At 67.5% G+C, this 11,665-nt stretch carries 10 protein-coding genes; 9 read left to right on the forward strand and 1 reads right to left on the reverse strand.

The window, feature by feature from the left end; all coding sequences use genetic code 11:
- Window positions 1–7: 7 nt before the first annotated feature.
- On the reverse strand, window positions 8–1,072 hold the full coding sequence (gene purM, locus ASE52_RS08350) for a phosphoribosylformylglycinamidine cyclo-ligase (RefSeq protein WP_057225366.1): 1,065 nt from the start codon (window positions 1,070–1,072) through the stop codon (window positions 8–10).
- Window positions 1,073–1,526: 454 nt separating this feature from the next.
- On the opposite strand from purM, the gene xylF reads away from it, so the two are divergent.
- The 9 genes from xylF (at window position 1,527) to ASE52_RS08395 (ending at window position 11,563) form a co-directional block, all read left to right on the forward strand.
- Window positions 1,527–2,555: a D-xylose ABC transporter substrate-binding protein gene (gene xylF / locus ASE52_RS08355; RefSeq protein WP_057225367.1), complete on the forward strand. Its 1,029-nt coding sequence runs from the start codon at window positions 1,527–1,529 to the stop codon at window positions 2,553–2,555.
- Between the two features lie 134 nt (window positions 2,556–2,689).
- Window positions 2,690–3,880, forward strand: coding sequence for an ABC transporter permease (locus ASE52_RS08360; RefSeq protein WP_035197422.1), 1,191 nt, complete (start codon window positions 2,690–2,692; stop codon window positions 3,878–3,880).
- Complete coding sequence (locus ASE52_RS08365; RefSeq protein ID WP_057225369.1) at window positions 3,877–4,671, forward strand: ATP-binding cassette domain-containing protein; 795 nt, start codon at window positions 3,877–3,879, stop codon at window positions 4,669–4,671. The genes ASE52_RS08360 and ASE52_RS08365 overlap by 4 nt, the downstream gene beginning before the upstream one ends.
- The gene (locus tag ASE52_RS08370) at window positions 4,668–5,855 is read left to right on the forward strand and encodes an ROK family transcriptional regulator (RefSeq protein ID WP_057225371.1); all 1,188 of its coding nucleotides are present in this window, start codon (window positions 4,668–4,670) and stop codon (window positions 5,853–5,855) included. Before ASE52_RS08365 ends, ASE52_RS08370 begins: the two co-directional genes overlap by 4 nt.
- Window positions 5,856–5,870: 15 nt before the next feature.
- On the forward strand, window positions 5,871–7,319 hold the full coding sequence (gene xylB, locus ASE52_RS08375; protein WP_057225372.1) for a xylulokinase: 1,449 nt from the start codon (window positions 5,871–5,873) through the stop codon (window positions 7,317–7,319).
- Between the two features lie 61 nt (window positions 7,320–7,380).
- Window positions 7,381–8,697, forward strand: coding sequence for a xylose isomerase (xylA, locus tag ASE52_RS08380; RefSeq protein WP_057225373.1), 1,317 nt, complete (start codon window positions 7,381–7,383; stop codon window positions 8,695–8,697).
- A gap of 25 nt (window positions 8,698–8,722) precedes the next feature.
- On the forward strand, window positions 8,723–9,727 hold the full coding sequence (locus tag ASE52_RS08385) for a Gfo/Idh/MocA family oxidoreductase (protein WP_057225374.1): 1,005 nt from the start codon (window positions 8,723–8,725) through the stop codon (window positions 9,725–9,727).
- Between the two features lie 384 nt (window positions 9,728–10,111).
- Window positions 10,112–10,810, forward strand: coding sequence for a DnaA regulatory inactivator Hda (gene hda, locus ASE52_RS08390; protein ID WP_010459245.1), 699 nt, complete (start codon window positions 10,112–10,114; stop codon window positions 10,808–10,810).
- Window positions 10,811–10,846: 36 nt separating this feature from the next.
- Window positions 10,847–11,563 carry an HAD family hydrolase gene (locus ASE52_RS08395; RefSeq protein WP_057225377.1) on the forward strand — a complete coding sequence of 239 codons (717 nt, stop codon included), beginning with the start codon at window positions 10,847–10,849 and terminating at the stop codon, window positions 11,561–11,563.
- The last annotated feature ends 102 nt before the right edge of the window (window positions 11,564–11,665 follow it).

Here is an 11,665-nt window from a genome sequence, read left to right on the forward strand (position 1 = left end):
CTTCACCTCAGGCCACGACCACGGCCACACCGTCGCCGCGTGCGGCGATGGTGCCGATGGCGTACACCTGCTCGCCCGCGGCGCGCAGCGTGGCGGCCGTGGCTTCTGCGGCGGCAGCATCCACCACCACCACCATGCCGATACCGTTGTTGAAGGTGCGGTTCATCTCGATGTCGTCGATACCGGCCGTCTTCTGCAGCCAGGCGAACAGCTCGGTCTGGGGCCAGCTGCCCTTGGCCAGGTGGGCGGCGGTGCCGTCGGGCAGCACGCGGGGGATGTTCTCCAACAGGCCGCCGCCGGTGATGTGGGCCAGGGCCTTGATGCCGCCGGCATCCTGCGTATGCGGGTGGGCAGCCAGTGCGGCCAGCACGTTCTTCACGTACAGGCGGGTGGGCTCCATGATGGCCTGCTTGAAGGGCTTGCCGTCCAGCGTGGCCGGGGCGGTGGCGCCTGCACGCTCGATGCACTTGCGCACCAAGCTGAAGCCATTGGAGTGCACGCCGTGGCTGGCCAGGCCCAGCACCACGTCGCCGGGCTTCACGTCCTGGCCAGTCAGGATCTTGGCCTTTTCGACCGCACCCACGGCAAAGCCGGCCAGATCGTATTCGCCTGCGGGGTACATGCCGGGCATCTCGGCGGTTTCGCCGCCGATCAGGGCACAGCCGGACAGCTCGCAGCCCTTGGCAATGCCGCCGATCACGGCCGCCGCAGTGTCCACATCGAGCTTGCCGCAGGCGAAGTAGTCGAGGAAGAACAGAGGCTCGGCGCCCTGCACCAGCACGTCGTTCACGCTCATGGCCACCAGGTCGATGCCCACGGTGTCGTGCATGTTCCATTCGAACGCCAGCTTGAGCTTGGTGCCCACGCCATCGGTGCCAGACACCAACACGGGCTCCTTGTAGCGCTTGGGCACCTCGAACAGGGCGCCGAAGCCGCCGATGCCCGCCAGCACGCCTTCGCGCATGGTCTTCTTGGCCAGCGGCTTGATGCGCTCGATCAGCGCGTCGCCCGCGTCGATGTCAACGCCGGCGTCTTTGTAGGAGATGGGGGTGGAGGAGGCAGAGGAGCTCATGGAAGGGGCTTTGGTGCTGGTAGACCCGCCGGGCGGGCTGGAATCCGGGGATTTTAAGGGGCACCGCCCGGGCGGGCTTTCTCAGCCCTGTCTGGGCGGGGGCTTTGGAGCCGCAACCGGGGCGGGGCACCAACTCGCACACAGCGGCCATCGAATGCGGCGAGGGCTGGTCACAAGGCCGGGCGTGACATCCATGGCTGCACTTTTTATCGCTGCTCAACTAATAAGTTCACTCATCAAACTATGTCGGGTTTGCCCGGATGTGTGCACCCGTACGATCCTTTCATAATTAGTTCGTCGTCCGCACTATGTCGGGTTGAAGTCGTTGCCTGGCACCGGAAAACGCCTGCGGCGGACTGAAGCCTGCAGGGTTCAGCGAGAGGGATTGCGGCACGACAGTCAACGTCGTTCACACCAACCAAGGCCCGCACGAGGCCAATCAATGGAGACAAGAATGAAATTGAAGACAACCTTGACCGCCCTGGCAGCCCTGGTGCTGGGCCTGTCTAGCGCCAGTGCGTTCGCCCAGGTGGTGGGCGTGAGCTGGTCCAACTTCCAGGAAGAGCGCTGGAAGACCGACGAGAAAGCCATCAAGGACCAACTGGCCAAGCTGGGCGCCAGCTACATCAGCGCCGATGCGGGCGGGTCGCCCGAGAAGCAACTGTCCGACGTCGACTCCCTCATCGCCAAAGGCGCCAAGGTGCTGATCGTGCTGGCGATGGACAAGGACGCGATCCTGCCAGCCGTCAACAAGGCCGCGCAGCAGAAGATCCCGGTCGTGGCCTACGACCGCCTGATCGAGGCCCCGGGTGTGTTCTACATCACCTTTGACAACGTCGAGGTCGGCCGCATGCAAGCCCGCGCCGTGTTCGAGGCCAAGCCCAAGGGCAACTACGTGATGATCAAGGGATCGCCCACCGACCCCAACGCCAACTTCCTGCGCGGCGGGCAACAGGAGGTGATCGAGGCGGCCATCACCAAGGGCGACATCAAGATCGTCGGCGAGGAATACACCGAAGGCTGGAAGCCCGAGGTCGCGCAAAAGAACATGGAGCAGATCATCACCAAGAGCGGCGGCAAGATTGACGCCGTGGTGGCCTCCAACGACGGCACGGCCGGCGGTGTGGTGGCGGCGCTGACGGCCAAGGGCATCAAGGGCATCCCGGTGTCCGGCCAGGATGGCGACCATGCTGCACTGAACCGCGTGGCCCAGGGCTCGCAGACGGTGTCGGTCTGGAAGGACGCCCGCGACCTGGGCCGCGACGCCGCCGCAGCAGCCGTCGCGCTGGCCAAGGGCCAGAAGGTGGCGGGCGCCCAGACCTGGAACGGCGGGGAGAAAAAGGTGTCGCTGCAGGCGCAGTTCCTGAAACCCGTGCCGATCACTGCCAAGAACCTCGATCTGGTGGTGAAGGCCGGCTGGATCCAGAAGGATGCACTGTGCAAGGGCGTGGACGCTGCCAAGGCGCCCGCCGCCTGCAAGTGAGCCCGGCGCGGCGCTGCGTGCCGCCCGGCTGCTGAACAACATGTTTTGAAGCTCCCGGACCGGGAGCGGGGCATTGCCGTGCGCGGCGGGCAGGCCTGAACCCGGTCCCTTCTCATTTCTGGCGGAGTGCGCTTGTGAGTCCTGTTCCCCATGCCCTCAGGCAACTGGCCATCGACTGGCGGTTGGTGCTGATGGGCGCTGTCCTGATGGTCACCGCCATCGTGTTCAACATCCTCTCGGGCGGCTTGTTCCTGTCGCCCGAGAACCTCTACAACATTGCCCAGCAGACGGCCGTGGTCGGCATCGTGGCCACGGTGGTGGTGCTGGTGATCGTGGCGCGCCACATCGATCTCTCGGTGGGCTCGGTGATGGGTTTTGTCGGCGTGCTGATCGCCACGCTGATGTACACCGCCGGCTGGCACTGGGTGGCGGCGTCGCTGGCCGGGCTGGCGGTGGCGATCGGCGTGTCGCTCTACCAGGGCGCGCTCACGGCGATGCTGGGGGTGCCGTCCTTCGTGGTTACTCTGGGCGGGCTGATGTCGTTTCGCGGCGCGGCCTTCATGGTGGCCGACGGCAAGACCCAGCCGGTCAGCGACAGCTTTTTTCAGCGCCTGGGCGGCGGCTTCGATGGCGCCATCGGCGTGCAGGCCAGCTGGGTGCTGGCCGTGGTGCTGGTGGTGGCGCTGGGCTTGAAGACCTGGTTGCGGCGCCGGGCCAAGGCGTCGTACGGTGTGCCCAACCCCGCGCTGTGGCTCGATGCGCTGGTGGCAGCCGTGCCGGCCGTGATCGCCGTGGGCTTTGTCGCCACGATGAACGCGTACCAGATACCCACCAAGGATGCGCCGCAGGGCGTGCCCATCCCCGTGCTCATCTGGGGCGGCGTGGCGGTGGTGCTGTCGTTCATCGTGCGGCGCACGCGCTTTGGGCGCTACGTGTTCGCCATCGGCGGCAACCCGGAGGCCGCAGCCCTGGTCGGCATTCCGGTGCGGCGCGTCACGCTGATGCTGTTTGCGCTGATGGGCGTGCTCATCACGATTGCAGCCATGGTCTCGATTGCGCGGCTCAATGCAGGCACCAATTCGCTGGGTACCGGCATGGAGCTGTTCGTGATCGCGGCGGCCGTGATCGGCGGCACGGCGCTGGCAGGCGGCAGCGGCTCCATCCTGGGGTCGGTGCTGGGGGCGCTCATCATGCAGAGCATCGACAGCGGGCTCTTGCTGCTCGACATCTCGATCGGCCTGCGCTACGTGATCATCGGGCAGGTGCTGATCGCGGCCGTGGTGTTTGACGTGGTCTACCGCCGCCTGACGGGAGACACCGCATGAACGCGCCATTGGTGGAGATGCGCGGCATCCGCAAGTCGTTCGGCGGCGTGCGGGCGGTGGACGACGTCAGCCTCAACCTGTACCCGGGCGAGGTGGTGGCCCTGCTGGGGCACAACGGCGCGGGCAAGTCCACGCTGATGAAGATGCTGGCCGGCGCCTACCCCATCGACAGCGGCGAGGTGCTGGTGCAGGGGCAGAGCGCCCACATCCGCACGCCGGCCGACGCGCAGCGGCTGGGCATCGAATCCATCTACCAGACGCTGGCGCTCGCCGACAACCTGGACGCGGTGGCCAACCTGTTTCTGGGCCGCGAGCTGCTCACCCGCTGGAACACGCTGGACGACCACCGCATGGACGCCGAAGCCCGCAAGGTCTTCGAGCGCCTGAACAAGAACTTCCGCAACGTGCGCACGCCGGTGCGGCGCCTGTCGGGCGGGCAGCGCCAGGTGGTGGCCATCTCGCGCGCCATCTACTTCAACGCCCGTATCCTGATCATGGACGAGCCCACCGCCGCGCTGGGCCCCGAGGAGACCGCCATGGTGGGCCGCCTGGTGCGCCAGCTCAAGGCCGACGGCGTGGGCATCTTCCTGATCACCCACGACATGCCCGACGTGTTCGGGCTCAGCGACCGCCTGGCGGTGATGAAGAACGGGCGCATGGTGGGCGCCTACCGCACGACTGATGTCACCGAGGACGAGGTTCTGGGCATGATCATCGCAGGCAAACAACCCGAAGGAAAAGCGCAGGCCCACCGCCTTGGCGAGCCTGCGCCGACCCCCACACCCGCATGAAGACCACCGGCGACCAGCAACTTGTCAAACGCATCAACCGCAGCGTGCTGCTGCGGCTGCTGCGCCAGCGCGGAAGCCTGTCCCGCGCCCAACTGGCCAGCGAAAGCGGCCTGACCAAATCCACCGTGAGCCTGCTGGTGCGGGAGCTGATCGACGAAGGCTGGCTCGCCGAAACCGGGCTGGCCGCCGCGCAAGGCATGGGCCGCCCGTCCACACCGCTGCGCCTGGACGGCAGCCGCCGCGCCATGGTGGGCGTGGAGATCGGCGTCGAGTCGCTGCGGGTGGTGGGCGTGTCGGTCACCGGCGAGGTGCTGTGCGCGGCCGAGGCGCCCCTGGCCGACCGCGACCCCGCCGCCGTGTGCCGCCAGGTGGCGGCGCTGGTGCTGCGCACGCAGGCCGAACTGGCGGCCAGGCCGGTCACCGTGTCGGGCGTGGGCATCGGCGTGCCCGGCGCGTTCGACGAGGCCACCGGCACCATCCGCTTTGCGCCCAACCTGGGCTGGCGCGACGTGGCCTTTTTGCCGCTGATCACGCGTGCGCTGGCCGACGCGGGCAGCCCGCCGGTGGCGGTGCATGTGCAGAACGAGGCGGACACCGCCGCGCTCAGCGAGTACGAGTTTGCAGATGGTGAAGCGACGGACTCGCTGATCTTCGTGACCTGCGGCGTGGGCGTGGGGGCGGGCATCGTGCTCAACGACCGGCTGTTCACCGGGCTGCAGGGCATGGCCGGCGAAATCGGCCACAGCATTTTGCAGATCGACGGGCCACTGTGTTCGTGCGGACGCAAGGGGTGTGCCGAGACTTTCTTCGGGGCACGTGCCCTGGAGCGCGAGAGCGACCCTGCGCGCGGCGGCGTGTTTCTGGGCGTGGTGCTGCAGAACCTCTGGACCACCTTCAACCCCGGCGCCCTGGTGGTGGGCGGGCCCTCGTGCGAGCGGCACCCCGGCATCGTGCAGCAGGCCCGCGACACGCTCGATGCCTACGCAGCCAGCGCCGGCGTGGCGGCGCCCGCCGTGCGCGCAGCCCGCTACGGCCTGCTGGCCTCGGCCGTGGGCGCGGCCGCGCTGGTGCTGCACCACGAGCTGCGGCCCATGCACGCGCCGGCAGTCGCCGCGACGGGGGCCGATGACCAGGCCTTGGCCCCACCACCGGCAGGCGCCACACCGCCCGCCCTTCTTCACTGAACGCATCCATCCACCATGTACATCGGCATCGACATCGGCACCTCGGAAGTGAAAGCTTTGTTGCTCGGACCGGACCAGCGGGTGCTGGGGGCGGCGGGCGCGCCCCTGTCGGTGTCACGCCCCCACCCCGGCCACAGCGAGCAGGACCCGGCCGACTGGTGGGTCGCCACGCAGGACGCCCTGGCCAGCCTGCGGGCCGTGCACCCGGAGGAATACGCAGCCACCGAGGCCATCGGCCTGTCGGGCCAGATGCATGGCGCGGTGCTGCTCGATGCACACGACCGCGTGCTGCGCCCGGCCATCCTCTGGAACGACACGCGCAGCGCCGATGAGTGCGCGGAGATGATGCGCGAGCTGCCGGCGCTGAGCGGTCTGGGCGGCAGCCTGGCCATGCCCGGCTTTACGGCCCCCAAGCTGCGCTGGGTAGCGCGCCACGAGTCCGCGGTGTTCCGGCAGATCGCCAAGGTGCTGCTGCCCAAGGACCATGTGCGCCTGATGCTGACCGGCGAGCATGTGAGCGACCTGTCGGACGCGAGCGGCACCCTGTGGCTCGATGTGCAGCGCCGCGACTGGTCGGATGAACTGCTGGCGCTGACCGGCCTGGCGCGACAGCACATGCCGCGCCTGGTGGAAGGCAGCGCAGTGAGCGGGCGCCTGCGGGCCGACGTGGCGCAGTCGCTGGGCCTGCGGCCCGGCACCGTGGTGGCCGGTGGTGCGGGCGACAACGCCGCCAGCGCCGTGGGCATGGGCGCGGTGCAGCCCGGCCAGGGGTTCCTGTCGCTGGGCACCAGCGGCGTGCTGTTTGTGGTCACGCCGCAGTACCAGCCCAATGCCGCCAGTGCCACGCATGCGTTCTGCCACGCAGTGCCGGGCCGCTGGCACCAGATGAGCGTGATGCTGGCCGCCGCCAGCGCGCTGCAGTGGGTGGCCCACCTGCTGGGCGCTGCGGACGCGGGCGAGGTGGCCGCACGCGCCGCCGCACTGAGCGCCCAGGACCGCGAGGCAGCGCCGGTGTTTCTGCCCTACCTCAGCGGCGAGCGCACGCCCCACAACGACGCCCGGGTGCGCGGCAGCTTCCACGGGCTGGATATGGACACGGACGCCGCACGCCTGGGCTATGCGGTGATGGAGGGCGTGAGCTTTGGCTTGCGGGACGGCTTGGCTGCCTTGCATGCCGCCGGCAGCGAGGTGTCGCGCCTGTCGTTGGTGGGCGGTGGCGCCCGCAGCGCCTTCTGGGCGCAGATGCTGGCCAGCGCGCTGAACGTGGAGATCGTGACCCACGGCGGCTCGGCCGTGGGCGGCGCGCTGGGTGCCGCGCGCCTGGGCGCCCTGAGCGTCGGCACACCCCTGGAGTGGGTGTGCCTGCCGCCGCCCATCGACACCGTCTACCTGCCTGATCCTGCCGAGCGCGCCTTGCTGGCGCCGCGCCACGCCTTGTTTCGCAGCCTGTACCGCAGGCCCTGATGTCCCCGAACCCTTTCCCGAGCCTGTCCTGAGCCATGTTCCGTCCTTAGCCGAGAAAACCATGAGCACCTACTTCTCCGACATTTCCCCCATCGCCTACGAAGGCCCCGATTCCACCAACCCGCTGGCCTTCAAGTGGTACGACAAAGACCGCCTGGTGCTGGGCAAGCGCATGGAAGACCACCTGCGCTTTGCCGTGTGCTACTGGCACAGCTTCTGCTGGAACGGGTTCGACCCCTTTGGCTACGACGGCACCTTCGAGCGCCCGTGGCAGCAGGTGGCCGACCCCATGGCCGCCGCGCGCCTGAAAGCCGACGCGGCGTTCGACTTCTTCGCCCGGCTGGGCGCGCCGTACTACTGCTTTCACGACCGCGACGTGGCGCCCGAAGGCAGCACGCCCCGCGAGAGCGTGAAGTACCTGCACGAGATGGTGGAAGTGCTGCAGGCCAAGCAGGCCCAGACGGGCGTGAAGCTGCTGTGGGGCACGGCCAACCTGTTCAGCCACCGGCGCTTTATGTCGGGCGCATCGACCAATCCCGACCCCGAAATCTTTGCGCTGGCCGCACTGCAGGTGAAGGAGGCGATGGACGCGACGCTCAAGCTCGGCGGAGAGAACTACGTGCTGTGGGGCGGCCGCGAGGGGTACGAAACCCTGCTCAACACCCGCGTGGGCCACGAGCTGGACCAGATGGGGCGCTTCTTGAACATGGTGGTGGAGTACAAGCACAAGATCGGCTTCACCGGCACCATCCTCATCGAGCCCAAGCCGCGCGAGCCCTCCAAGCACCAGTACGACTTCGACACCGCCACGGTCTACGGGTTTCTGGCCCGCTATGGGCTGGACAAGGAGATCAAGGTCAACATCGAGGCCAACCACGCCACGCTGTCGGGGCACAGCTTCGAGCACGAGATCGCCACGGCCATCGACCTGGGCATCTTCGGCTCCATCGACATGAACCGCGGCGACATGCAGTGCGGCTGGGACACCGACCAGTTCCCCAACAACATCCCCGAGACCGCGCTGGCCCTGTACCTGATCCTGCAGGCCGGCGGCTTTACCACCGGGGGCCTCAACTTCGACGCCAAGGTGCGGCGCCAGTCGCTGGATGCCGAGGACATGTTCCACGGCCACATCGGCGGTATGGACGTTTCAGCCCGGGCGTTGCTGATTGCCGAGAAAATGATCACGGACGGGCGCCTGGCCCGCCATGTCGATGTCCGCTACGCGGGTTGGGGCGAGGCGTTTGGCCAGGATCTGCTGGGCGGACGGCTCGGGCTGGACCAGGTGGCGGCGCGCGCCCTGGAGCGCAACCAGGACACACGGCCAGTTTCCGGGCGGCAGGAGTTGCTCGAGAACCTGCTCAACAGCTATCTCTGATGGATCACCAGGACCGGGGGTACCCATGAAACCTGTGGTGTGGGGCGTGCTGAGCACGGCCAAGATCGGTGTCCAGCATGTGATCCCTGCGATGTTGTCCAGCCCGCTGGTCGAACTGCGCGCGATCGCCTCGCGTACCCTGCCTCCCGCGCAGGAGGCTGCGCGGTCCCTGGGCATTGCCCAGGCCTACGGCAGCTACGAAGAGCTGCTGGCCGACCCGGCTATCGAGGCCGTCTACAACCCGCTGCCCAACCATCTGCATGTGCCGCTCACCCTGCAGGCGGCGGCTGCGGGCAAGCACGTGCTGTGCGAGAAACCGGTGGCGCTCTCCGCCGCCGAGGCCGAGACACTGCAAACTGCATCGGCCCGGGTGCACATTGAAGAGGCTTTCATGGTGCGCCACCATCCCCAGTGGCGGCGAGCCCGGGAGCTTGTGCGTGCCGGGCGCATCGGCGAATTGCGGGCGGTGCAGGTGTTTTTCTCGTACTTCAATGACGATCCAGGCAACATCCGCAACCAGCCTGGTATTGGGGGCGGGGCGCTCTACGACATCGGCTGCTATGCGGTGTTGGCCGGGCGCTATCTGTTTGAAAGCGAGCCTCGGCGGGCGGTCTCGCTGGTCGACCGCGACCCGCAGTTGGGGACCGACCGGCTCACCAGCGCGTTGCTGGATTTTGGCGCCGGACGGCAGCTCAATTTCACGGTATCGACGCAAAGCGTCCGGTTTCAAAGGGTGCAGGTGGTGGGTACCCTTTGCCGCATCGAGCTGTTCATTCCATTCAATGCAGCCCGGGGCGAGCAGATGCACTTGGCGCTGGACGAGGGAGGCCTTCTGGATGGCAGCAGTGTCACTGTCGAAACCCTGCCAGCGGCCGACCAGTACCGGCTGCAGGTCGAGGCCTTTTGCCGCCGCGTCCGCGATGGTGCAAGCCCGCAGGCCGGAGGACTGGAGGATGCGGTCGCCCAGGCGCGGGTGATCGATGCCCTCTGGCTGTCCGAGCGCACAGGTCGCTGGGAGGCGATCGCTTGAAGCGGAACATCGCTGGGCTCGTTGCGGGCCTTGCAATGGCCGGGAAAAATGCGATGAAAGCTCCATCGGCAGGCTGACTCACCTCAGGGACTCCTGTGGCGGGACAGGGGCATGGGAGGGTGGATTCCCAAGGCGGGGCCGGACGGTTGGCGCAGGGCATTTGCCACAGACTAAAATCGCGCCCATTGTCGCCAAACCTCTTTGCAAGAAGAGGATGCGTTGCGACAACGCGCCCGAAGCACTTTTTTTGCGGCGCCCCGCCGCAGTCACATACGGCCAGGCGCCTTCCAATTCACCTGTGATGCAGCTGCCGATCCCCTTGTTGTCCACCGTTCCTGCTCCTGCTGCCTCGGGCCTGCCCTTGCTGCCAGGGCGCCGCGCATGATGAAGCAGCTGGCGCTGGACATTGGCCTGGCCACAGGGCCTACGCTGGCCCGGTTTCATGCGGGCCCCAATGAGGCGGCCCTACAACACCTGCGCCTGGCAGCGGGTGCGGGCAGCAGCGAGGCCACCCGGTCGCCAGTGCCCACCTACCTGTGGGGAGAGCCGGGCAGTGGCAAGACCCATCTGCTTCAGGCCGTGCGCCAGGCCGTGCGCGAGCAGGGCTCCAGCGTGGGCTGGTTGGACCCTTCGGTGGCCGAGCCCCCGGATTTCGACGAGAACTGGGCTGCCGTGGTCATGGACGATGTGCACCTGTACAGCACCGCCCAGCAGGCCACGGCCTTCAACTGGTTTGTGAACGCCATCAGCCCCGCCAGCGGCAGTCAGCGCTGGGTGCTGGCCGCTGGCAACCTGCCACCTGCCGACCTGCCCCTGCGCGACGACCTGCGCAGCCGCCTGGGCTGGGGCCATGTGTTCCAGCTGCAGCTGCTGGGCGAGGCCGAGCGCCGCGCCGTGCTGCGCCAGGAGGCCGACGCCCGCGGCGTGTTCCTGGGCGATGAGGTCATGGACTACATGCTCAACCGCTTCTCGCGCGATCTGGGCAGCCTCATGCAATTGCTCGACCAGCTCGACGCTTTTGCGCTGCGCACCCAGCGGGCCATCACGATTCCCTTGCTCAAGACGATGCTGGAATCGGAATGATGCCGGTCCATGCATTCCTTTTATTTGTGAACCCGAATGACTTCTGAACCCCGCCTGCGGCTTGCGCTGTTCGACCTCGACCACACGCTGCTCCCGCTTGACTCCGACTATGAGTGGGGCGAGTTCACCATCCGCATCGGCTGGAATGACCCCGTGGAGTTCGCGCGCCGCAACGACGAGTTCTATGCCCACTACCAGGCGGGCACACTCAACGTGCATGACTATGTGCGTTTTGCCACCGAGGCCGTGCGCCTGCGCGGCCCCGAGGCGGCGGCTGCGGCGCACCTGCAATTCATGCGGGATGTGATCGGCCCGGCCATCCAGCCCCAGGCGCTCAACCTCGTTCGCCAGCATCAGGCCGCTGGCGACGAAGTGCTGATCGTCACCGCCACCAATGAGTTTGTGACCACGCCCATCGCCCGGGCGCTGGGCGTGGAACAACTGCTGGCCGTACAGCTGGCGCGCGACGCCAGTGGCTGGTACACCGGCGAAATCGATGGCATTCCCACCATGCGCGAAGGCAAGGTGCGGCGCATGGAACAATGGCTGGCCGAGCGGCAACTGGGCTGGGGCGATGTCGAAAGCACGTTCTACAGTGATTCCATGAACGACGTGCCCCTGCTGGAGAAGGTGAACCACCCGGTCGCCACCAACCCCGACCCCCGCCTGCGCGCGCTGGCCCAGGAGCGCGGCTGGCGCATACTGGACCTGTTTGCGGCCGATGCCGAAACGCCTGCACCACCTGCTGCCTGAGAGGCTGAGAGTCTTTTACCCATGCCCGCCTTGCACGCCAAAACGCCCCGGCTCGTCGTTGCAAATGCTCGCCATAGCCCGAGCTATGGCTGTGCTTTGCGC

It is taken from the genome of Acidovorax sp. Root275, assembly GCF_001428965.1.
Taxonomy (GTDB): Bacteria; Pseudomonadota; Gammaproteobacteria; order Burkholderiales; family Burkholderiaceae_C; genus Acidovorax; species Acidovorax radicis.

What these genes read in the sequence shown, in the direction of transcription:
- hda (WP_010459245.1), top strand. Translation starts at nt 10,112, where the DNA reads ATGAAGCAGCTGGCGCTGGACATTGGCCTGGCCACAGGGCCTACGCTG.
- ASE52_RS08385 (WP_057225374.1), top strand. Translation starts at nt 8,723, where the DNA reads ATGAAACCTGTGGTGTGGGGCGTGCTGAGCACGGCCAAGATCGGTGTC.
- ASE52_RS08395 (WP_057225377.1), top strand. Translation starts at nt 10,847, where the DNA reads ATGACTTCTGAACCCCGCCTGCGGCTTGCGCTGTTCGACCTCGACCAC.
- xylF (WP_057225367.1), top strand. Translation starts at nt 1,527, where the DNA reads ATGAAATTGAAGACAACCTTGACCGCCCTGGCAGCCCTGGTGCTGGGC.
- xylB (WP_057225372.1), top strand. Translation starts at nt 5,871, where the DNA reads ATGTACATCGGCATCGACATCGGCACCTCGGAAGTGAAAGCTTTGTTG.
- ASE52_RS08370 (WP_057225371.1), top strand. Translation starts at nt 4,668, where the DNA reads ATGAAGACCACCGGCGACCAGCAACTTGTCAAACGCATCAACCGCAGC.
- purM (WP_057225366.1), bottom strand. Translation starts at nt 1,072, where the DNA reads ATGAGCTCCTCTGCCTCCTCCACCCCCATCTCCTACAAAGACGCCGGC.
- xylA (WP_057225373.1), top strand. Translation starts at nt 7,381, where the DNA reads ATGAGCACCTACTTCTCCGACATTTCCCCCATCGCCTACGAAGGCCCC.
- ASE52_RS08365 (WP_057225369.1), top strand. Translation starts at nt 3,877, where the DNA reads ATGAACGCGCCATTGGTGGAGATGCGCGGCATCCGCAAGTCGTTCGGC.